Source organism: Deinococcus marmoris, from assembly GCF_001949125.1.
Taxonomy (GTDB): Bacteria; Deinococcota; Deinococci; order Deinococcales; family Deinococcaceae; genus Deinococcus; species Deinococcus marmoris_A.
On sequence record NZ_MSTI01000027.1, the window covers coordinates 1 to 22,254 of the forward strand.

Here is a 22,254-nt window from a genome sequence, read left to right on the forward strand (position 1 = left end):
ACTTCTCCTGACTTCTCCTGACTTCTCCTGACTTCTCCTGACTTCTCCTGACGTCCAGTGGACCGGAGTGCGGAAGGTTTTCGACGAATGGGGTGGGGACCGTCCATGTTGATGTGTGGCAACAAAACGCACGACTCCCATCCAGATTCTAGCGGCTCTGCTTTCTGGAACTACAGCTCATACGGACTCCGATTGAAAGATGTTGGAAACACCTGGAAATCCGAACGAAGTGAGCAGAAGGCAAACAGGTTCCGGGCGTGGAGTGCGGGAATCGGCGCTGTCCCGATTTCTGCCGCGTTACAGACGGAATCCGTATGACCCGCTATGGCGGACCATCTGGGCGAACCCATCGTGCCTGGTGCCAGAAACCACTGCCAGGGGTGGAGTTGAACACCAGTTGAGGTTGCCCCATCCTCTCTCCACAAGATCCTGATGTTCCCCTTCCGCAAAGTGTCCGTGGGGCCGCCCACGGCAAGAAGGACTTCAAGCGTGAGAGGGGACCACGGTCACCAGAGGTCCTGGCATCCACATGAAACCCGCCTGAACGGCGCGGCGCTGCATCTATCGGTCAATCCCGATTTCATGGCCGACGTTCTCCGCGCAGTCCAGACCCATCCGACTGCTTTGCAGTTTCAATGGTTGAGGGCGTGAACTCCCGTGGTCACAGGACGGATAATCCTGCATCTAATTATGCTATTTACATAATCAATCTCAACCGCTACAATCGGCGGTGAAATTCAGCACCATTCAACTGACCCCCACCCAGAGCGAGGTTTTTTCATGATTGTCGAAACCAAGATCGTTGGCCGCCGCACCCCCTTTGAACGCCGCCCCACGCCCCTGCCAGACGGTCCCCAGACGCTGCGTAGCCTGCTGGAACATCTGGTTCGCCAGGAGGTGGCGGCCTACCACGAGCGGCAGGAGAGTGTGGGTCTGCTCCGGGTGTTGACTGAGCAGGACTTGAGCGACGGCGCTGCGGCGGGCCGGATCAGCGTGGCCCCCCAGGAACGCAGCAGCACCGTCACGCCCGAGGACGCCACCCGGACAGCCCTCACCGCCTTCGGCGACGGTTTGTACTACGTGTTTGTGGACGACGAGCAGATCGAGACCCTGGATCAGCCACTCGTCCTGCACGCCGACAGCACGCTGCTGCTTCTGCGCCTCACCGCGCTGGCCGGGGGCTGAGGATGGACGTTCAGGACTATCTGCGCACGTTCGAGCAGCCCTGGAAAGCCCCGCTGGAAGAGCGCCTGAGCGGCGCACCTCCCGAACTCGCCGCACTCGTCCGCCCACTGCTCAAGGAACCCCGCGACTACCGCGAGCGTGAGAGGCGCGAGGTGACGCTGGCCGACTTTTTGCACGGCAGTTCCGAGGCCCATCAGCGCGAACTGGCCGCCCTGCTCTTTCCCCAGTCAGCGGACACCGCCCAGCGCACCATCAACGCCCTGCTGACCCGCCATCCGTACCCGGAAAGTTACGCCCGCCGCGCCTTCCGCGCGCCAGGGGAGCGCGTTCAGGCGGTGCGGGCCGCCTCGTGGTTGATGGTGGCGTGGCAGGCCACCCGTGACTATCCGCAGAACATGGAATGGTTCGCGGTGCATGCCGGGCTGCTCAATGCCTGGAATTCACACAGCCTGGGCCTGCTGATCGGGCAGGCGATCAGCGACGGCGACGCAGTGGTGTTCCAGATTCTGCGCGACACGGCATCTACCGGGCATCCGGTGGCGCGCATGGGCCGTCACGTCCCGCTGGCGCTGCTGTCCAGCACCAATCCTGAAGCGTGGACCCTGGCCGAGGGCCTGCTGCTGGCCGCCCAGCGCCAGGAAGGGTTGCGGCAGGGGATTCTGGAAACAGTGGACGAGGCCGGGCCAGAGCCGTTTACGCGGATGCTGCGCCTGATCCTGCAAGAGGACCTGCTGCGCTTCGCCGCCGTGTTGCGCGCGGCCTGCGTGTGGTTCGGTCTGAATTACGACGTGAGCGATCTCAAGGTGGTGCGTGGGTTACTGACGCGGGCGCTGGCCTTTCTGGAAGACAGCGGCGCAGCCCGCGCCGCCGTGCAGAACGGCTCCGGGGTGGACACCTACCTGGCGCTGTACATCCTGGCCATGCGCGACGCTGCTGAGGCTGCCGAACAGGCCCGCCCAATCCTTCAGGACGCCGACGCGGAGCGCCGCATGGCCGCCGCCCAATTCCTGCTGGCCGCTGGACTGTTGGACCAGGCCGGGCAAGCGGCCCTGATCCGTGACGCGGACCCCCGCCTGGCCGCACTGGCAGGGGGAATGGTCAGCCGCTGGAGCCAGCCTGACCAGGCCCCCACGTTTACCTTTGAGGACTACCTATCCTATGCCCAGCGCCTGCCAACCGAGGCCGGTCACCAGCCCCTGCTGTTTCCCTGGCTGGGCCAGTTGCCCCCGCGTGCCGAGGCGATGGACACCCTGAGCGCCGTACTGGGGGACGCCCACGTCTCGCACCTGGCCGCTTACCTGGCCCAGATGAGCAGTGACGGCAAGGCGTACGTCCTCAAGAAAATCGAGCAGCGCCACAAGGAACAGGTCCAGCCCATCGACGTGCCCACCCGTGAACTGCTGCTGACCCTGCTGCAAGACCGCAACAGCGGCGTGTCGCAGGCCACGGTGGAGGTGATGGCGCACCTGACCCCCAATCCAGAGGAGGTCGGCGTCATCCAGACCCTCCTCAAGCGCAAGAGCGCGGACCTGCGCCGGGGCCTGATCCGCCTGCTGGCCCGCGACACCGCGCTGGCCGAGGCGAGCGCCCTGGAACTGCTGAAGACCACCAACACCGATCAGCGTCAGGCGGGGCTGCAACTGCTTCAGGAGGTGGGGGCCGCGCCGCCCACAGAATTCACGCCCAAGAACGTCAGTGAGCAGACCCTGTACGCCCGCCTGACCGAGCCAGGGGCACAGATGTCGCTGGACGACGGTCTGGGGCTGTTTGACCCGGCAGAGCGGACCCCATTTGGGCCGCTGGAAATTCATGAACGAGATTACCCGCAGGACGTTCAGCGCGGCGCAGACCTGCTGCAAAGTCTGGACGCCCTGATCGCCGCCAACCGCGAGTTGCCGCTGCTGGGCGTGGGCTACGACGGCGAGCAGACGATCTTGCTGGGCAACCTGTCGGGCTGGATGCTGCGCCCCAACAGTGACGGCGTGATGCCCCTGTCCGGGTTGTGGGACGGCTGGTGGGCGGGCCGCGCAGACGCGCAGGACGGCGACCTGACCCGCATGGGCTGGACCCTGGGGCATTACGTGGCCCGCAAGGACACCACCCCGGCAGAACTCGATGCTGAGCTGGAAGTGGACGACATGGATGATCTGGACGACGATCCAGACGAGGCGGATAAGTTGGAGGCGCAGGCCGTCCTGGCCTTCAACGAGGCCAGACAGCAGGTGCTGCGCCAGACCCTTCAGCGCACGCTGGGGCCGCTGGCGGCGCTGTGGTTGGAACATGCCGATCTCCTGCGGGCCGTCCATACCTATCTGGTCAGCAGGTTCCGGGACGAGCTGGACACCACCCTGGCCCTGGATGCCTGGGAGACGGCCCTGACCTACCTTCCACGCGACACACGGATGCTCAAGCACCCGGAATATACCTGGCGGTCCGAAGATCCCCGCAGCCTGCTGGGGCCACTCCGGGGCAATCTGCCGGTGTACAGCCAGCCCGACGACGTCCTCCAGCGGTACTGGCGCATCAGCCTCTTCCAGAATGCGGCGTTCCAGCATCTGCCGCGCTGGCGGCCCGACACCCGGCTGCTGCTGCTGGCCCACGAGCGCGGCTGGGCCGGGCGGACGGATTTGCTGGATCAATTGATCGGCCCGCGCCCTGAACGGGAGGGCTACCACTCCGGCAACGATTTTGATGATTTGAAGGAGTACACCCGCCGCAAGTTGCGCGACAACCTGCCCACCACGCCTGAGTGGCTGGCGGCGGTGGATGAGGTGCGTGCCCGCGTGCTGGACGTGGAGGTCACGCGCGGCGATCTGGAAACGCCCGCCACGCAGCCTGCCCTGGCCCTGCAAAGCGCGTTGGGCGCGGCGTTGCCCCTGCGCCTGCTGGCCGGGCTGGACAAGAACCCGCTGAAGCGCGGCTATCAGGGCCGCAACGAGAGCCGCGACGTGACCTTCAGCCATCTGGTCCGGGTGTCGTTTCCCGCACCTGGGGACACGCCCGCCACGTTCGCCGCACAGGTGCAGGACTTCAAGCTGGCCGACGCCCGGTTGCTGGACCTGGCGATGTTCGCGCCGCAGTGGGCCGATCTGGTGGCGGCCACGCTGGGCTGGAAGGGGCTGCACAGCGGCGTGTATTGGCTGCACGCCCACACCAAGGAAAGCAACTGGAGCGTGCCGCAGGACATCCGCGACTCCTGGGAGGCCGAGATCGCTGAGCGCACCCCCCTGAGCGCGGGCGACCTGACCGAGGGCGCGGTGGACGTGGCCTGGTTCAGGCAGATGAATAAAGCGCTGGGCAAGGAACGCTTCGCGGCGCTGCTGGACGCGGCCAAATACGCCAGCAGCAGCGGCGGCCACAAACGCGCCGAACTGTTTGCCCGCGCCATCCTGGGCGAGCTGGAAGAAAGCGATCTGCGCGCACGCATTGCCGAAAAACGCAACCAGGACGCCGTGCGGGCGCTGGGGCTGCTGCCTCTGAGCCGCGCCAAAGCGAAGCTGGCAAAAGAACTGGAAGGCCGTTACCGCGTCCTGAGCGATTTTCGCCGGGGGGCCAGACAGTTCGGGGCGCAGCGGCAGGCCAGCGAGCGTCTGGCCGCCGACATCGGCATGCAGAACCTGGCCCGCAGCGCCGGATACAGCGATCCGCAGCGCCTGACCTGGGCGATGGAAGCCCGTATGGCCCCCGACTGGCAGGCCACGGTGACCGAGGGCGGCGTGACCCTGGGCATCGAAATGACCCCGCAGGGCGAGGCCAGCCTGACCCTGCGGCGCGGCGAGAAACCTCTCAAGACGCTGCCGCCCGCCCTCAAGAAACACCCCGAAGTGATCGCCCTGCGCGCCGCCGTGACCGAACTCAAGGCCACCCGTGGGCGCATGCGCGCCGCGCTGGAAGAGGCGATGGTGCGCGGCGACTTCTTCACGCCGCAGGAACTGAACGATCTGGGCCGCCATCCAGTGATCGCACCGATGCTGGGGGGACTGCTGTGGGTGCTGGACGCAGCCACGGTGGGGTGGTGGCAAGACGGGCAGCTCAAAACGCCGTCCGGCCCCCAAGATATCGGCGAGCAGTCGTTGCGGCTGGCTCACCCGCACGACCTGTATCTCAGTGGCCAGTGGCCCGCCTTTCAGCAGCAGATCATGGAAAGCGGCCTGACCCAGCCGTTCAAACAGGCGTTCCGCGAGTATTACCCGCTGACCGCCGCCGAGGGGGGCGGCGCGGTTCGTAGCCAGCGGTATGCGGGCCACCACGTCCAGCCGGGCAAGGCCGCCGCGCTGTTCAAGGCGCGCGGCTGGGTCACCGTGCCCGAGGAGGGCGTCCGCAAGACTTTCCACCACGAGGGCCTGAACGTCTGGGTGGACACCAGCGTGGGCTACGGCACCCCGGGCGAGGTGGAGGGCGCGGCCCTGAATGCCGTCTATTTCGTGCGCCAGGACGAGACCGACGAGTTGGGCCGGGCGCGGCTGGTTCCGCTGACCGAGGTGCCGCCCCGCGTCCTGAGCGAGACCCTCCGTGATCTGGACCTGGTGGTGGGCGTTGCCCACGTCGGCGGCGTCGATCCCGAGGCCAGCCTGAGTACCGTGGACATGCGCACGGACCTGCTGCGTGAAACCCTGCGGCTGCTCAAACTGGGCAACGTGCGGCTGGAACACAGCCACGCTTTCATTGCCGGACAGTACGCCAACTACACCGTCCACCTGGGCAGCGGCACCGTTCACCGCATGCCCGGCGGCTTCCTGTGCGTGATTCCGGTCCACAACCAGCACGCGGGCCGCCTGTTCCTGCCGTTTGCCGATCCCGACCCCAAAACGGCGGAGGTGATCAGCAAGGTACTGCTGCTGGCCGAGGACAGGAAGATTCAGGACCCGACGATCCTGGAACAGTTGCGCTGAGGCCAGGCGCAGAGCGGACACAGTGAATGCGGTGGCCGGAGAAATTCAAACTTCTCCGGCCCTGTTTTTTGGTGAATGTGGATTCAGCAGTCCACGCTGCGAATGTCGTGGGCGGACGGGCGCCCGTGATGTCGAGGCGCAGGCCAGGCGGCACCTGGTTCATGGGTTCGGCAGCGCCCTGCATTCGGGACAGATTCAGGCTGCGGAGTGGCCATTCGTGTTCCAGTAAATTGAGGGCCGCCCTCTGCGCCAGTGGATCAGCCGTATTGCGCGTCGCACAGGTCCAGCGAGACCAGGCGAGGATGTCCAGCAGACGCTCCCATCAGGGTGACCAGGCCAGAGTCGCTGGTCCCGCAACTCGCCAGCCCCAGGAATTTCAGCGCCGTGTTGCCCTCCAGGGCGTGCGTGATGCCCAGAAGGTTCACGGGCCTCCTCCCCCTTCAGGCCAGGTTCCGGGCCAGCAGCGCCGTTAACCCGGGCAGGATGGCAGGGTCAGCGCGTTACCGCGAGCGCCCCGCACGACCTGCGGACCCCGGTGCGCCACGTCAAGGGCTTGGTCGAGATGGATCACGCAACAGCAACCGCACAGCGAGATCATCCACTCGCCTTGCAAGAGCCGCCACGCTCACGCTTTTCGCGTGGACGTGGTGGCTTTAAAAACAAGCAGGGGTTGCGCTGCCTCGCCGTCTACTTCTCCACAGTATCGAGCTTCTCGGACCCCGTTGGACTGGGAATCCAGCCCTTGACTCCCGCACCGCTGGCGACGAGCAGGCGCGAATGGACGATGGGAATCCGCACGGCGGCATTGAACAGGATCTCATCCACCTTCTGGTAAAAGGGCAGGCGCTGAGCAGCGTTAGGCAGCTTGCGCGCGCTGTCGAGCGCAGCAGTGGCTTCCGGGCTGTTCCAGTTGATGTCGGTGGTCGAGCCGGGCGCGAAGAGATTGGTGTAGCCGTTGTCGGGATCGGTGGCGTATACGTAACCCAGCATGAACGCCTGGAACTTGCCGTTCTGTCGGTCTTCGAGGTACTTGGCCCAGTCCTCGGTCTTGAGAGTGACCTTGATGCCGATGGCGCTCAGATCGGCGGCCATCGCTTCCGCAATGGGCTTGGGCGTGGGGTAATACGGACGGGACACTGGCATGTACCACAGGTCCAGCGTGAAGCCGTTGGGATAGCCGGCGTCGGCCAGCATCTTCTTGGCACCCGCAGGATCAAATTTGTAGTCGGTCACGCCCTTGGCATAGTTCGTGGCAAGTGGCGGCGGCAGCAGGTGACCGTCGGTGATGCCAAGGCCATTCCAGAAGGTGTCGACGATGGCCTTCTTGTTCAGGGCGCTGGCAATCGCGGTGCGGACGCGTACGTCTGTCAGCGGCTTGTAGGCCGTGTTCAAACCCAGATACCCCAGATTCAGGGCTGGGCGCAGCACCGCGTTCAACTTGACGTTGCTCTGGACCGACTTGAGCTGATCGGGCAACAGTTCAGTGGCAATATCCACCCCGCCGGTCAGCAGCTCGTTAAGGCGTCCGCTGGGGTCTTTGAAGAAGCGGAACAGCAGGGCTTCAGATTTGGGATACCCAGCGCGGAAGTAACTGGGGTTGCGGGTCAGCTCGACATTCACGCCACTCGTCCATTTCTTCAATACAAACGGGCCAGTCCCCACAGCCAGGCCCGCTGGCGTGCCGTACTGGAGAGGATTTTTCTTGATGGCCGTCGGGCTGGCAATGCCGAACAGGCCGGAATCCGCCAGCACCGAATCCAGAGCTGGATACGGCTTGTTCAAAATGATGTCGACGGTGTACGCGTTGCGGACCTTGATATCCTTGACGATCGAACCGTCCTCACCCTTGTAGCCGCCCAGGTTATTCTTCCAACCCAGGAACGCTTTCTTCGCGCCGAACTCGAAGCTGGGATCCCACCAGCGCATGAAGTTGAAGCGCACGGCGTCTGCATTCAGCGGTGTGCCATCATGGAACTTGACGTTCTGGCGCAGGTAGAAAGTCCAGGTCAGGCTGTCACTGCTAACGGTCCAGCGCAGGGCCAGGTCCGGTTGCAGATCAACGGTGCCGGGCTTGAAGCTGATGAGGCTGTTGTAGATCTGGGTCTGCACGTAGGCGGTGTTCCCATCGGCGGTCACCGCAGGATCGAGACTGATGGGTTCACCACTCAGTCCGAACACGATGGTTTTCGCAGACGCGCTGCCCGCCATCAGGAGTCCCGCCAGAAGCCATTTGCTCATGCCTGTTCTATTCATGATGTTCTCCTTGTGGAGCCGTGGCCCCCGCGAGAATTCGTCCAGAAATATGGCCAGAGAACACCTGAACTTCAGAAATGCCTGCCACTGTGCAGAATCTGTTGCTGCCGTACGCCGTGCCTCAGTCACCTGGGTTTCTCCGGTTGGTCAATCCAGTTCAATTGCAATGGAATCGTACCTCTAAGCTGCCCCCAAAACCCGTTCCGACGTCAAATGAAGGTACAGGTCATGTCATGGTTCTCGTTCTGGAGTTGAGCGTCGCGGTGCTGGGATGGTGGATTGCGATGTTGCGGTGCCGTGTGGTTCCGACCTGAACGATGCCAGGGTCACGGCTGCGACACGGAACAGGGCGTCAGTTCAGCGTTAGGGAAGCGGCTCTTTCAAGAAGAGAAGGCGATAAAAAAGCACGGCAGCGTTGACGTACTTCGTACACCTCCCAACGGCCCTGTCCCACATTGTTCTGCGTCCCTGTTGGAATTGATCTCAAATTTTCAGGTGAAAAGCGGAAATGGGAAATGGGGCGGTTGCCCCACGCTGACCCCTAGTTCTGGTGGGGATCAAGCCGTTCCAGGACCTGATTCAGCCCGCCCTCTATTGCCCTGAACATTCCAGCCTGCTCCAGCACGCCAAGGAACTGTTCGTTTAAACCGCCCGGCGTCTGGTGTTCGTGAGACAGCGCCCCAAAGTCCACCGCCGCTGCTGTCTGGAGTGGGGTCAGTACCCCGGAGAAGATGGCCGCCACGTAACGCGAGGCCAGAGGTGCAGATACTCCTTTTCCAGCCAGCCATGCTGAGGTGGTTTCCATGTACTTCAACATGGCGGCCACGGTCGCTGTAGACGCTGACAGGGCCTCAAATGTTCGCTCGTCTGGGACCTCAATCACTGTTCCCAACTGCCCGAACAGGGCGGGGGCCGCAGGAGAAGATGGAAACAGTGGCGTGACGCCCTCACCAAGCTCCACGGCAGGCAGTGGGATGCTCCGGGCCAGGTCAGTGACTGGCGCAATGAGGTCAGCGAGTGCACGGACCGTAAACCCTGCCATCACACTGATGACCGTCAGATCTAAGCGGAAGGTCAGGGCGCTGAGGGTCGCCCGGGCATCCTGTGGGCGCAGGCAGAGCAGCAGCACAGACGCACCGTCAACAACGTGCTGGTTGCTCTCAGCAACCTGAACAGTAGGGAACTGTTGAGCCAGCTCAGCAGCAAGCTGGGCGTTGCGGGGTGAGAGCAGCACGCCGGGGGGCAGACCTGCCTGGTCCGTACGGCAGAGTCCCCGCACAATGGCTGCTGAGATGGCCCCCACACCAATGACTCCATAGACGGTCATGATCCTGATCTCCAGAAACACACAGCCTCACAGCAGTGAATCTGGAGACCCGCATGTTGAACTCTCACCCCTTCGGAGAACAGCTTTAACTCTGGCGGCATACTGGGCCATCTTAAACCACTCTGTCGGGAGGGTCTGACACGGTGGCGAAATGACAGTCACCGAACGGATCAAGTGGACAATACTGGAACGTGAGAAGGCAGAGGCCTGAGCTGCTACGCCACCACCATATTCTCAAAAGCGCCGTCCAGCACTTCCTGCACAAACGCTCCAGGCACGCCCGCCTTCTCCTCAAATTGCCCGGTCCCCCGTGTCCGGGGAGCCTGCGTCACACAGAAGATGACCTCTGTCTCCTCGCCTTACCCGTTTTGCACGCGCCGCTTCACTTCAGGCCGCAGCGGCTGAGTGAACTGCCACTTGGAGGGATCGCTGCTCACAACGCCTAATCATCTGGGGAGAATTGTCCTTTTGCGGCAGATTTCAGGCTGCTGGACCCCGCGCTCCAACCAAAACGCCTCAGCATCAAGGGTCCTACCGTGAGGCGGCCTGTCTCCGCCACATTGTGATTCAGGTTCTACGCCCTGTCCGGTTGGGGCATTTTAAAATCAGCAATGAGCGGAAGCGTGTTTCAGCCCCTGCTGATTCTGGGCGTCCCGGTGGGCCACGAGGTGGACCCGCAGGCGTGGGGAGCCTTGCAGCGTTACGCCGCCGACAAGTACGGTGCGGGCGTGGTGCTGAATGTCGGCGGTACGCCGGACGCCACCGCGCGGCCCCAGTTGCTGGGAAACTGGCCAGGCTGTACGGATGACGCCCTGGCCGATCTTGCCCCACACGTCAAACCGGTGTTCTTCAATCTGGACTGGTTGGAAGACGTCGCGTAAGCGCCGCTCCACACGCACCGACCTGCGCTTCAGGACACCGTGAGCCTCTGGTTGGGATGGCACACTTCACTCGATGCCGAAGCCGCCTGATTCCCTGCCCGCCAGCCTGCGGGACGTGCCGCCCGCCGAGCTGTTCCCAGACGTCTTCGCCAATGATTCACACCATCAGGGCTTTGCGCAGGGCGGGCGAGCGGCAGCTCTTGAGGCACTGGCGAAGATTGATCCGGTGACCTACGGGCGGGACCGCTCCCACCTGGACGGCCACGTCAGCCGTCTCTCACCGTACCTGCGCCACGGCGTCCTGACCCTGGCCGAGGTGCGGGACGCGGCCCTGACCCACGCGCCGGACACCGCACCAAGCCGGGTATGGAAATACGTCAATGAGTTGAGCTGGCGCGACTATTCTGTGCGCGTCTACGCCGAGGTGGGCGAGCTGATCTGGCAGGACTTCGAGCCGTACAAAACCGGGCTGCACGCATCTGCCTACACCCACGAATTTCCCGCTGATATCGAGAACGGCACCACCGGAGCGGCCTGTATTGACGCGTGGTCTCAGGAACTGCGAGAGACGGGCTACCTGCACAACCACATTCGGATGTGGCTGGCCAGTTACGTGGTCCATCACCGACGGGTGTGGTGGCAAGGCGGGGCGTCGTGGTTCATCACGCATCTGCTGGACGGCGATCCATCGTCGAACAACGTGGGCTGGCAGTGGGTGGCCAGCACCTGGCGGTCGTACCCGTATCTGTGGAACCGGGGCAATCTGGTCAAGTACGCCGGGGACCGTTACTGCGCCGCCTGTCCCCTGGCAAACGCAGGCTGCCCCTTCGATGCCACCTACGCCGCTCTCTCAGAGAGGCTGTTTGAAAACAAGGAGGCCGCGCCTGGCGAGAGCGGCCATCTGGACCCCGAACGGTTGAAAGCCGTTCCCTGGGAGCCGCCGCACACCCCCAAAGGCGTCTCCAGTGCAGTGGTGTGGGTGCATGGGGACCGCCTGTCGCCCACCAACGAGGCGCTGGCCGCCTATCCGAAAGGGCCTGCTGTGTTCGTCTGGGATGACGAACTGCTCGAAGAATGGACGGTCAGTGCCAAGCGCCAGACATTCATCCATGGGTGCGTGCAGGAGCTGCCTGCTCATGTTCTGCGCGGTGACGTGGCCGCCGAGGTGATCCGCTTTGCCCAGGCGCACGGGGCCGACACCGTGGCCACCACGCCCAGCCCCAGCCCGCGTTTCAGGGCCATCGTCACAGCGCTGGAGGCGGCGGGCCTGACGGTGCAACTGTGGGCGGAACCTGTGTTCGGGGAGAGCCTGAAGCCACTGGATCTGCGCGTCCACGGCGACTACTGGCGGCAGATCAGCGCCAGTGCGTTCGGCAAGGAACCCGCGCCGCCCAAACCCAAGCGGCCCCGTGCAAAAAAGGCCCAGTCGGCCAAGACCACAGCCGAGCAGTAAACCCAGAGCAGCGCCGCATTGACGGACCTTCCCCAAACCCCAATACTGAATCATGAAAAAATCTGCCTGGTGGCTGGGTCCGGTTCTGCTCGCGTCGTGTGCTCCAATGCAGTCTATGCAGACTCAGGCCCGCTGGGTGCCCATCGATCCACAGAACCTCCTGGTGTTCGACACCACCAAGGGGCGCATGATCGTCGAGATGCGCCCAGAACTGGCCCCCAAGGCCGTCGAGCGCATCAAGCTCCTGGCCCGCGAGAAGGTGTACGACGGCCTGCAGTTCCACCGGGTCATTGACCTCTTCGTCGTTCAGACGGGCAACCCCAACAACAAGGATGGAGGAACTTCCACCTACCCGAACCTCGAACCCGAGTTCTCGGCGAGGTTGCCCACCAAAACAGTCTGGCGACAGGTCACCGAGACCAGCGACGGCAATGCCGGTTTCCTGGGGACCATGCCGATTCTCACCGTGTCGGATGCCGAAACCCGGCGGCGCAACGTACCGGACTTCCAGGCCTGGGGCGCGTACTGCCCGGGCACGGCTGGCATGGGCCGGGGCGAGGCCCAGGACAGCGCCAATAGCGAGATCTTCTTTATGCGTGGGGCATCTTCATTCCGGCTGGGCCTGCAATACACCGCGTGGGGGAATACGGTGATCGGGCGTGAGGTGATTACCTCAGTGATCGCTGGGGAACCCCCCACGAACCCGGACATCATGCAGCGCGTTCAGGTGGCCGCCGATCTGCCGGAAGGTGAGCGTCCCGTCGTCGAGATGATGGACACGCAGGGTCCAGCCTTCGCGCAACTGGTGGACAGGGTGCGGCGGGAGAAGGGAGCGGATTTCAGCATCTGTGACATTCAGATGCCCACGCGGTTGAAATGAGACTGCCTGGCGTATGACGCGAGTGCGCACGAGTTGCGTTCGGGACTCCAGATTCCGTTCCGATTGAGACCTGGCAGCGGGGGAAACACTGAGATTCAGCCGCAACACGCCGTCCCCCAGTAACCTTTCCCGAATCTCCGAACTTCACACCCCCTTTCTGGGATCGAAGACGTCGCGCAGGCCGTCGCCGAGCAGGTTAAAGGCCAGGACGGTAACCAGAATGGCGAGCGCCGGGGCGCTGGAAGCCCACGGGGCCTGCGCGATGTAATTGCGGGTTTCAGAGACCATCGCGCCCCATTCAGGGGTGGGAGGTTGTGCGCCGAAGCCGATGAATCCCAGTCCTGCGGCGGTCAGAATGGCGTTGCCCACGTCGAAACTGCCCTGCACCAGCAGTGGGGCCAGTGAATTGGGCAGCAGGTGCCGGAAGGCCACTCGACTTTGTGAACTGCCCAGCGCGCGGGCCGCCTCCACAAACTCACGCTCACGCAGCGCCAGCACCTGGGCACGGATCAGGCGGGCGTAGGTGGGCCACGACACCACCGCCACGGCGATCATGACGTTGGTCAGGCTCGGCCCCAGTGCCGCCGAGATGGCCATGGCCAGGATCAGGCCTGGAAAAGCCAGAAAGATATCGGTGACGCGCATGATCACCTCGTCCCACCAGCCGCCCAGCAGCCCGGCCACCAGGCCCGCTGCCGAACCCACCAGCAGTGAGGCCAGCATGACGCTCACGCCGATGCCCAGCGAGATGCGTGCGCCGCTGAGAACCCGCGTCAGCACGTCGCGGCCCAGTTGATCGGTCCCCAGCAGGTGGGCCGCAGACGGTGGGGCCAGTCGCGCGGCCAGATCCTGCGTGCTGGGACTGCCCACCAGCAGCGGTCCCAGCACGGCCAACAGCACCAGCAAGACCAGCAGCACCAGCCCGATCATGGCCCCACTGTTGCGCCGGAAACGCCGCCAGACCGCGTTGCCCGTGCCCCTCTGTGCAACAAGGGCAGCCGTCACGAGAAGCTGATCCGGGGGTCGAAGAAGCCGTAGGCCAGATCCACCAGCAGGTTGACCACCGAGTACGCCAGTCCCGCGATCAGCGTGACGCCCATGACTGCCGGAAAGTCCAGACTGATGGCGGAGGTGGTGGCGTAACCGCCGATGCCCGGCCATGAAAAAATCGTTTCAGTCAGCACCGCGCCAGTCAGCAGGCTGCCGAACAGGCTGCCCAGCACCGTCAGCACAGGCAAAGCAGCGTTGCGAACTGCGTGCTTGCCAATCACCCGTGCTGGGGTGAGTCCCTTGGAGCGTGCCGTACGGATGTAGTCCTGAGACAGCACCTCCAGCAGCGCGCTGCGGGTCATGCGGGTGAGGAGCGCCGCCGAGTACGCCCCCAGCACCAGTGCAGGCAGGATCAGGTGCCGCAGTCCGTCCCAGAACACTGCCGGATCGCGGGCCAGCAGGCTGTCGATCAGGACCAGGCCCGTGTGGGTGGGCGGAGCCAGGCTGTAGACGTCCAGGCGGCCTGGTCCCGGGAGCCAGCCCAGGCGTTCATGGAACAGCGTCAGGGCCAGAATGGCCAGCCAGTACACCGGAGTCGCTCCCCCCAGCAGCGCGAAGGTCCGCGCCAGCAGGTCGGGTGGCCGCCCCTGATACAAAGCGGCGATCACCCCCAGGGGCAGACCGATCAGCACTGCAAAAACGACGGCCACCAGTGTCAGTTCCAGTGTCGCTGGGAAGAAAGCGCGCAGATCATTGACGATTCCGTTCTGGGTTCGCAGTGAGGTTCCCATGTCGCCGCGCAGCAACTGACCCATGTAGATCACGTACTGCGTCGCCAGAGGTTTGTTTAGGCCGTTGCGCTCGCGGAAGTCGGCCAGTTGTTCTTCGCGGGCGTTGTTGCCCATCGCTGCCGCCGCCGGATCGGAGGGCAGCGCGTGCGAGATCAGGAACGCGCCCAGCGTCACGCCCCACAGCACCAGAACCATCAGGGCGAGGCGGCGCAGAATGTAGGTCAGCATTGGGCCTCCTGAATGTGAAGGGGCGGCCCGCAGAAATACAGCGAGCCGCCTTCCGTGTTGAGAGGACTATTTCTTGCTGATCTTCTCGAACTGCACGTCGCCGTTGGCGTTGCGGTTGAAGCCGGAGATGCCCGCCTGGAGAACCACAGGTTTATAGGGCTGATACAGGATGGCGAAGGGGCCGTCCTTGGCCAGCAGCGCCGTGAGCTGCCCGTACTCTGCCAGGCGCTTGGGGGCGTTGGTTTCGATGGCTGCCGTTTGTGCCAGCTTGCTGGCCGCCGCGTTGTCCCAGCCGTTGCGCCACGCCAGCGATTTGGCAGCGTAGTCGCTCAGTGGGGTGCCGTTGCCGTCGGCATCGGGGTAATCAGGACTCCAGTCGGCCTGGATCAGAGGAGCCTTCTGGGCACGGTAGGTGGTGTACAGCTCGGAATTGACCATCTGCTTGATGTTGGCCTTGATACCGATTTTGGCGAGATCCGCCTGAATCTTGGCGGCCAGATCCTGGCACGGCACCCCACCCGAACACGAGCCAGTGCTGACCAGGAAATCCACGCTGAAGCCGTCCGCCTTGCCTGCTGCCTTCATCAGCTCTTTTGCCTTGGCGACGTTGTTGGGATAGTAGATTTTGGGGTCTGATCCAGTCAGTCCAATGGGAATGATGGTCTGCGTTTTGCGCCCCAGGCCCTGCAGCAAACTGTCGATCATGCCGTCTTGATCGATGGCGTAGCGCACCGCCTCGCGCACGCGGGCGTCCTCAAAGGGCATCCCCTTGGCCGAGTTCATGCCCAGATACGACAGCATGAAGGTGTCGGTTTTGAGCGCCTTGAGTTTGGGATTGTTCTGCGCAGCCTTGAAGGCGTCGGGCGTGTAGTTCCAGGCCACATCGATCTCGCCAGAGTTCAGAGAGCTTTGCTGCACGGAAGATTCAGTCATGTAGCGCAGGATCACGCGTTTGATATTGGGTGACTTGCGAAAGGCGTTGGGGTTGACATCCAGCGCCACCTGCGCGCTGCGGTCCCAGCGGTTGAGCATAAACGGTCCGCTGCCGGCCGAATGGTCTTTGAGCCAGGCCGTGCCGAAATCACCCTTGACCTCGTGCGCTTTGGCCTCGGCGGCATCGACGACGCCCCCCACGTTGAAAGTCAGCAGCGCCAGCACGATGTTCGGGTTAGCGGTCTTGGGAATGTCCATGACCACCGTCTTGGCGTCGGGCGCGCTCAGTGACTTGGCAGTGATGTTCGCCACGTCGGTCAGGAGGAAGCTGGACGGCGTTTTGAGCGCGATCACGCGGGTCAGGGAATAGATCACGTCGGCGGCGGTGACGGGCCGCCCGGTGCTGAATGTGGCGTCGCGCAGCTTGAAGGTGATCCGTGAGCCAGTGGGTGTGGGTGTCACCTTCCAACTCGACGCCAGCCGGGGCTTGAGGGTTTTGAGATCGTTGCCCTCGTAAATCACCAGTGTGTCGTAGAGGTTACCTGCCACCAGTGAGCCGCTGAATTCGTAGGACACGCCGGGATCAAGGGTGATCAGATCGGAAAAGTCTCCGCCGATGACCAGGGTGCTTTGCCGTGCGTTCTGGGCACTTGCAAGCGACAAACCCAGCGAGAGCGCCAGCGCGAGGCCCCGAGAGAACGTATGAATCTTCTGAGCGGACGCAGTCTGCTGTGACATGAGGTTCTCCATTTGAAACACGACCGAGTGATGCAGAACAGCGTTCAGGTCACGCTTCCTAAACCAGTTTCCAGAAGGGGTTGGGTGCCTGTATTCAACGTAAGGTGGTCGGCGTTCAACATACTCCTTATCTGCTCTCCATGCAGTCAGTCCTGAGTGTCAGGAAAGCGGTGCCGTATTCAGGCAGTGGGAGCGCCATCCTCGACGGATTCTCGTTTCAGACTCATGTCATTTGCCGGGCCGTTTGTACGCTCCAAACACGGCGCTTCGGGGCCACCTCCAGATTCTGCCGGGTATGCTGCTCTTCCGCTCGCAGCCGCAGGAGCGGCAGCCTGGCGCTGAGGAAGGCGGTGTCGTTCACCACATCCCGGTGCTGCTGGGTGCCGTTGTCATGGTCCGCGCCGTCCAGTTCGATGGCAAAGGCCAGACGGTGATCCGGTAACGACACCACCAGAAAGTCCACATGCTTGTCGCGCAGCCGAGCGTAGGTGCCCTGCCGCTGGTGCGGGGCCGCCGTGAATCAGGAACAGATCCTTCAAGCGCACGTTGGGAAACACCCGGTAGCCGTGCCTCTTCCCGCACCCGGAAGAACGCCTGTTCACTGCGGCTGAAGAAATACCCCTCTCCTGCGTATCTGCCTGACGTGGTGCAGCAGGGGTTGGCCAGGGAGAAGACGCCTGCTGCTGTGCCCGGACCCTGGCGAAGACCTCGCAGTCCAGATCGTCCACTGGACGTGGCGGAGCTGGGGCGGTGTGGTGATACGGATTCCGTCTATTTCGTGCAGGAATCGGAACAGCGCCGATTCCCGCACTCCATGCCCGGAACCCGTTTTTCTCCTGCCCACTGTCTTGTCCAGAACAGCGCCCATGAGGACGCCTGGACGCTCGTTCGGATTTCCAGGTGTTTCCAACACCTTTCAATCGGAGTCCGTATGAGATGGACGAGTACCCAGCGGCAGCTTGCCGACGCGCTGAAACCAGCGGACGAACATGGCCAGCCTGTACACCGAATAGCCAACGATGAGCAGGGCAAACATCAGGTCGCCCCACACTCCTAAATTCATACCCCTCAGCTTGCCTGCTGGCGTCTGACACGGCTATCTCAGGGTCTGGATCACAACCGCTGACCTAAACCCGTCAGCAGAGGAGAGCCAGAATGTTGGCTACCATTTTGGCCACAGGTGACACCATGCAAAACGTGGGGATCAAGGAACTCAAGAACCAGGCCAGCGCCATCGTCGGCGCGGACGAGGCTGTCATTATCGAGAAGTACAGGCGTCCAATGGACATGTATGTGCCACTGGATGGTAGCCAGGGGAGCGATAAGGGCCGCGTATACCAGTTGGCCGGGTCCAGCGCCTGACCACTGATACGGGTTCCGCTCGGATTTTTAGGTGTCTCCAACACCTTCTAATCGGAGTCCGTATGAGTTGGCTGCCCAGAACAGTCTGCCCCCCGACGCCCTGGCCGATGAGATTGAGCGCCTGGCCGCCGAGGGCAAGCAGCTCCAGCGTCAGGTTTCCAGCAATTCCGCGCCCAGCTTGCCCAGGTCCCGGTCAAAGGTCACGACCGGATAAGACAGACTCAGGCTCAGAGCACTCAGATAAGCGTCTGCAAAATCGACATTCTTTGCCCCAAACACCCGCAGGGCCTCGCCCACCACCCGTCCCTCCAGCGCCTCCACACCGGGCAACGCCAGCACGTCCAGCAGGCCAGACGCCAGGGTGGCCCGGTCCAGTTTGTAGAACGACTTGAGGGTATAGACACACTCTGCGAAAATGGCCGCCGGAATGAGCAACCGGATCTCCCCACCTGCGGCCCGTTCAAACACGGCGGCGGCACGGGGTGAAAGCTCAGGATGGTCATCGAGTAGAAATCTCAAAATGACATTGGCATCGGTCAACACTCTCAAGGCGTGTGTTTTCCGGCGACCGCTTCCTCAAACGCCGCCCGCTCCTGCGCGCGGGTGGTGCCGGGGCGGGCAACATGCCGGAACACTCCACGCACCTCAGAGACTTTCGGCGCACGTTCCACCACAGCGGTAAAGCCGTCTGCCGTGACCTCCAGTCGGAGCCGATCCCCGGTCTGGAGGTCCAGGGCCGTACGGATTTCAGCAGGAATAGTGACCTGTCCTTTACTGCTCAGTGTGGTGTGTCGCATAGCGCCTCCTGCCTTACATAATAGGCACGACTTACTCATAGAAAAATAAGGCATGGCGTGACCAGCGCCAACCCGCTTGGTGTGAGAGCAGCACGCCGCTGCCATCTGTCGACCGGACGCGCCAGGCCGTCCGCTTTTGGATAGGCACTGTGTTTGGATAGGTACTGTGTAAGATGCATGGGCAACGACAGTCAAGAGGGACCCGGTACATACAGGACGCATAGTTTCTTGAGCTGGCGTGTGCCCTGTACCGGGAGGCGCTGGACACCTGTCCACTTCCGGTGACTGAATTCGAGGAGGCAACCCTATGCAACGAAACCTTCACACCTCCGCCTTTGCGACCGTCACGCCGCGTGTGCATGTCCCAGGCCAGAGGTTGGGCGCACTGCTGGGCCTGAGCCTGCTGCTGGGGGCCTGTACTCAGCCTGCATCAGAGTCGCCGCCCCCCCCTCCCCCAGAAAACCGCGAACTGGGCGACAACGTGAAGGTCTTTGATCCCAGCATGACGACGGCTGAGATTCAGACGGCAGTCACAGCGGTCTACGATCAACAGGTGAACGCCGAGTTCGGCAAGGGACGCTACGCCCTGTTTTTCAAGCCAGGCACCTACGGCACGCCGGAAAAACCCTTGTTGATTGATGTTGGCTATTACACCGAGGTGATTGGTCTGGGCCGCACGCCTGGCGACGTGGTCATCAACGGTCATATCAACGTCTACAACCGTTGTCTGGAGACCGACGCCGACGGCAAGCCCAGCAACTGCATCGCCCTGGACAATTTCTGGCGCTCGGCCTCCAACCTGACTGTCAAGGTGGCGGGCGGCGAGGGCTGTCAGGCGGCTACCAATTTCTGGGCCGCGTCGCAGGCTGCCCCAATGCGGCGGGTTGACGTCAGCGGCAAGTTCAGCCTGATGGATTACTGCTCGGCAGGGCCACAGTTCGCCAGCGGCGGTTACATCGCCGATTCCAGGGTGACCGGAACCGACGCGGTGATCAACGGCTCCCAGCAGCAGTACATGATCCGCAACAGCGAAATTCCCGGCTGGTCCAACGGCGTGTGGAACCAGGTGTTTGCCGGGGTCAAGGGTGCGCCTGCCACCAGTTTTGCCACGACGGGCGCGGACGGCAAGCCGGCCAACCCCTACACCAACCTGCCCACCACCCCGGTCTCACGCGAAAAACCGTATCTGTATCTTGACGCTGGAGGCGAGTATCAGGTTTTCGTGCCGGGCGTCAAGACCAATTCCAGCGGCGTGAGCTGGGCGAATGGCCCGGAAAGCGGCGGCAAAACCATGCCCCTGAGCGGTTTCTTCATCGCCCACCCTGGCGACAAGGTCACGGCCATCAACGCCGCACTCTCGGCGGGCCGCAGCGTGCTGTTTACCCCCGGCATGTACGACATCACAGAGACCATTCAGGTGAACAAGCCGGGCGCGGTGGTGCTGGGCCTCGGGCTGGCCACCCTGACCGCCCAGGGGGGTGTGGCGGCAATGACCGTGGGCGACGTGAGCGGCGTGAGCATCGCGGGCCTGACCATTGACGCTGGTCCCACCAACTCTCCGGTGCTGCTCCAGATCGGCACCCAGGGCGGCGCGGGCGGCAGTGCCAGCGATCCAGTGGCCCTGCACGACGTGTTCTTCCGCATCGGCGGGCCAGGGGTGGGCAAGGCGACCACCAGCCTGATCGTCAACAGCAACAACATCATCCTGGACCACATCTGGGCCTGGCGGGCCGATCACGGCCAGGGCGTCGGCTGGACCGTCAATACTGCCGATCATGGCGTCATTGTCAACGGCGACGATGTCACGGCCACCGGGCTGTTCGTGGAGCATTACCAGAAAGAACAACTGCTCTGGAACGGTGAGCGCGGTCAGGTCATCCTGTTTCAGAACGAGATGCCCTACGATCCGCCCAGCCAGGCGGCGTGGATGAACGGCGCGTTGCTGGGTTACCCCGCCTATAAAGTGGCTGATTCGGTCAGTACCCATCAGGCGTGGGGGCTGGGCAGTTACATCTTTATCAACTCCGGCGCGAACATTCATGCCACGCATGGCTTTGAAGTTCCCGAGAAGTCCGGTGTCAAGCTGACCAGCCTGCTGACGGTACAGCTCAACTACGGTCTGGGCGTAATTGACCATGTGGTAAACCAGACAGGTCCGGCGACCATTCCGCCAGTGGAACAGAAAGAGGGTTCCACGGTGGTCAGTCTTAAACAATATCCGCAGTAAGTTTGAGAAGCGCATCAAGCAGCCCGCCACTTTGATCCATGGCGGGCTGCTTGATGGACAGAGGGTGATGGTATGGCCTTCAACGTCATTGCCCCGAGAACCCGGCGGGCTTTCTGCGAGGGCCACCCCGACGCCCTGGACGCGATGGAAACCTGGTATCACCTGCTGAGCCGCAGCGGGGTGACTAATACAGATTCCGAATAAAAAGCGCAGACTGGAGCATCGCTAAATTCTATTCAGCCATCATTTTTCGCCACAGTGCCGCCGACAACCCGATCTCCTCACCCACCACACCCTGTTCCACTGGTGGCCTCTATACGGTAATTAAGCGGAATCCGTATTATCCAATGGTTCATCTGCGGCCAGGCCCCCGCCGGGGTCCCCTGGGCCTCAGCCGTAACGTGCTGACGGAGCTTGCCCATCAGGTCCGAGAGGTGGCAGTTTCCGGTCCTGTTGACCTGCCCTCTCCCTGGCACCAGCCAAGTCAAGACAATCCTCAGGCTGGGGGCCAGGGCACCTCACTGTCTAAAAAGGCGTCCTGCAGAGCGCCCGTGAGACCGCGCCCCAGTCGCTGATCGGCCAGGCTTACGATCAGGGGATTCGGAAAGCATTGTGGGCGGGCGGTAAGCAGCCGCTCCACCAGCGCCTGGTCACTGAGTTCTGGATGCGCGTGTGCCAGTGCGAAGAGCGCGAGTGCAGCGCTGCGGCTTACCCCTGCCAGACAGGAGACATGCAGATGGGCGGGCCGATGCGTCTCCAGAAAAGTCTCGATCGCCCGAAGGTGTTCACCGCTGGGAAGAAGGTGGCGCTCCGATTCGAACCAGACGTCATGCAGTTGCAGATTCAGCCTGGGTCCGTTGTGCTCGGCCAGACGCCGCGAGCCGTCGCTCAGGTGGGTGCCAGGGTCAAGGGCCACGATGACTGCGCTCTCATCCTTTAGGCCCGGCATATCACCCTGACCGCTGACGGTCACGTTCACGCTCTCTCCACCTCAAGCTTGACGTCCTGGCTGTGGTTCCGTTCTGGCATCTGGGCTCCTTTGCGCTGCACTCCCGTGACAACCAAGCTCTCCGAACGCCTGCGTGCGCAGGACAGCGGAGACAGGGGGTAGAAGGCTGGAATCATAACCGACATGCCTGACATGAGGGGCGTCCGGGGCGTATCCCCGGACGTATGCAATCACCCTCACTCGACAGTTTCCGCTGCCTTAACCCCGCCTGTCCAGCCGCTGGACAGTCAGGTCTCGGGAATATTCGTCACCGCAAGTGGTACAACACGCGCTCGGGGCCACGCCGGTTGCTCCGCTGCTCGACCTGC

Annotated in this window: 19 protein-coding genes and 1 pseudogene; 9 read left to right on the top strand and 11 right to left on the bottom strand. The window is 62.9% G+C overall.

Going from position 1 to position 22,254, the window contains the following annotated elements; translation table 11 throughout:
- The first annotated feature begins 780 nt into the window (after positions 1-780).
- Both BOO71_RS03725 and BOO71_RS03730 read left to right on the top strand, forming a co-directional pair.
- Complete coding sequence (locus tag BOO71_RS03725) at positions 781-1,185, top strand: hypothetical protein (RefSeq protein ID WP_254843008.1); 405 nt, start codon at positions 781-783, stop codon at positions 1,183-1,185.
- Positions 1,186-1,187: 2 nt separating this feature from the next.
- Complete coding sequence (locus tag BOO71_RS03730) at positions 1,188-6,077, top strand: DUF4132 domain-containing protein (RefSeq protein WP_075830633.1); 4,890 nt, start codon at positions 1,188-1,190, stop codon at positions 6,075-6,077.
- Positions 6,078-6,334: 257 nt separating this feature from the next.
- Here BOO71_RS03730 and BOO71_RS27555 read toward each other — a convergent pair whose 3' ends face one another.
- The 3 genes from BOO71_RS27555 to BOO71_RS03740 form a co-directional block, all read right to left on the bottom strand.
- Positions 6,335-6,502 carry a hypothetical protein gene (locus tag BOO71_RS27555; RefSeq protein WP_175607348.1) on the bottom strand — a complete coding sequence of 56 codons (168 nt, stop codon included), beginning with the start codon at positions 6,500-6,502 and terminating at the stop codon, positions 6,335-6,337.
- Positions 6,503-6,764: 262 nt separating this feature from the next.
- Complete coding sequence (locus tag BOO71_RS03735) at positions 6,765-8,330, bottom strand: ABC transporter substrate-binding protein (protein ID WP_368482861.1); 1,566 nt, start codon at positions 8,328-8,330, stop codon at positions 6,765-6,767.
- Positions 8,331-8,871: 541 nt separating this feature from the next.
- Entirely contained in the window at positions 8,872-9,657 is a 786-nt protein-coding gene (locus BOO71_RS03740; protein ID WP_075830647.1) for an NAD(P)-binding domain-containing protein, read from the bottom strand.
- A 611-nt stretch (positions 9,658-10,268) separates the two neighbouring features.
- Here BOO71_RS03740 and BOO71_RS03745 point away from each other — a divergent pair.
- The 3 genes from BOO71_RS03745 to BOO71_RS03755 all read left to right on the top strand — a co-directional run bounded on the left by BOO71_RS03745 (position 10,269) and on the right by BOO71_RS03755 (position 12,871).
- Positions 10,269-10,538: a hypothetical protein gene (locus BOO71_RS03745; RefSeq protein ID WP_075830635.1), complete on the top strand. Its 270-nt coding sequence runs from the start codon at positions 10,269-10,271 to the stop codon at positions 10,536-10,538.
- A 73-nt stretch (positions 10,539-10,611) separates the two neighbouring features.
- On the top strand, positions 10,612-11,991 hold the full coding sequence (locus BOO71_RS03750) for an FAD-binding domain-containing protein (protein WP_075830636.1): 1,380 nt from the start codon (positions 10,612-10,614) through the stop codon (positions 11,989-11,991).
- A 115-nt stretch (positions 11,992-12,106) separates the two neighbouring features.
- The gene (locus tag BOO71_RS03755) at positions 12,107-12,871 is read left to right on the top strand and encodes a peptidylprolyl isomerase (protein ID WP_175607349.1); all 765 of its coding nucleotides are present in this window, start codon (positions 12,107-12,109) and stop codon (positions 12,869-12,871) included.
- Between the two features lie 144 nt (positions 12,872-13,015).
- Here the strand turns inward: BOO71_RS03755 and nikC are convergent, their stop codons facing one another.
- From nikC to BOO71_RS27560, 5 genes are all read right to left on the bottom strand, one after another.
- Positions 13,016-13,876, bottom strand: coding sequence for a nickel transporter permease (gene nikC, locus BOO71_RS03760; protein ID WP_075830638.1), 861 nt, complete (start codon positions 13,874-13,876; stop codon positions 13,016-13,018).
- Positions 13,873-14,880, bottom strand: coding sequence for an ABC transporter permease (locus tag BOO71_RS28220; protein WP_029482252.1), 1,008 nt, complete (start codon positions 14,878-14,880; stop codon positions 13,873-13,875). The genes nikC and BOO71_RS28220 overlap by 4 nt, the downstream gene beginning before the upstream one ends.
- A gap of 66 nt (positions 14,881-14,946) precedes the next feature.
- Positions 14,947-16,551, bottom strand: coding sequence for an ABC transporter substrate-binding protein (locus tag BOO71_RS03770; RefSeq protein WP_075830639.1), 1,605 nt, complete (start codon positions 16,549-16,551; stop codon positions 14,947-14,949).
- Positions 16,552-16,774: 223 nt separating this feature from the next.
- A complete protein-coding gene (locus BOO71_RS03775; protein ID WP_254843009.1) occupies positions 16,775-16,999 on the bottom strand; it encodes a DUF2726 domain-containing protein in 225 nt (74 codons plus the stop codon).
- Between the two features lie 468 nt (positions 17,000-17,467).
- Positions 17,468-17,614, bottom strand: coding sequence for a hypothetical protein (locus BOO71_RS27560; protein WP_175607351.1), 147 nt, complete (start codon positions 17,612-17,614; stop codon positions 17,468-17,470).
- A 92-nt stretch (positions 17,615-17,706) separates the two neighbouring features.
- Here BOO71_RS27560 and BOO71_RS03780 point away from each other — a divergent pair, with 92 nt between their 5' ends.
- Positions 17,707-17,913 (top strand): hypothetical protein, encoded by a 207-nt coding sequence (locus BOO71_RS03780; RefSeq protein WP_075830641.1) that lies wholly within the window; start codon positions 17,707-17,709, stop codon positions 17,911-17,913.
- A 150-nt stretch (positions 17,914-18,063) separates the two neighbouring features.
- On the opposite strand, the gene BOO71_RS03785 is transcribed toward BOO71_RS03780, so the two are convergent.
- On the bottom strand, positions 18,064-18,453 hold the full coding sequence (locus tag BOO71_RS03785) for a PIN domain-containing protein (RefSeq protein ID WP_175607352.1): 390 nt from the start codon (positions 18,451-18,453) through the stop codon (positions 18,064-18,066).
- A gap of 5 nt (positions 18,454-18,458) precedes the next feature.
- Positions 18,459-18,710: an AbrB/MazE/SpoVT family DNA-binding domain-containing protein gene (locus BOO71_RS27565; RefSeq protein WP_175607353.1), complete on the bottom strand. Its 252-nt coding sequence runs from the start codon at positions 18,708-18,710 to the stop codon at positions 18,459-18,461.
- Positions 18,711-19,017: 307 nt separating this feature from the next.
- On the opposite strand from BOO71_RS27565, the gene BOO71_RS03795 reads away from it, so the two are divergent.
- Positions 19,018-20,937 (top strand): glycosyl hydrolase family 28-related protein, encoded by a 1,920-nt coding sequence (locus BOO71_RS03795; RefSeq protein ID WP_075830644.1) that lies wholly within the window; start codon positions 19,018-19,020, stop codon positions 20,935-20,937.
- A 72-nt stretch (positions 20,938-21,009) separates the two neighbouring features.
- On the top strand, positions 21,010-21,141 hold the full coding sequence (locus BOO71_RS29020) for a hypothetical protein (protein WP_303046711.1): 132 nt from the start codon (positions 21,010-21,012) through the stop codon (positions 21,139-21,141).
- A gap of 292 nt (positions 21,142-21,433) precedes the next feature.
- Here the strand turns inward: BOO71_RS29020 and BOO71_RS03800 are convergent, their stop codons facing one another.
- Positions 21,434-21,916, bottom strand: a complete 483-nt coding sequence (locus BOO71_RS03800; protein ID WP_075830645.1) for a hypothetical protein — start codon at positions 21,914-21,916, stop codon at positions 21,434-21,436.
- A gap of 194 nt (positions 21,917-22,110) precedes the next feature.
- On the opposite strand from BOO71_RS03800, the pseudogene BOO71_RS29280 reads away from it, so the two are divergent.
- Positions 22,111-22,254: pseudogene (locus tag BOO71_RS29280) on the top strand (IS1 family transposase); the annotation flags it as partial.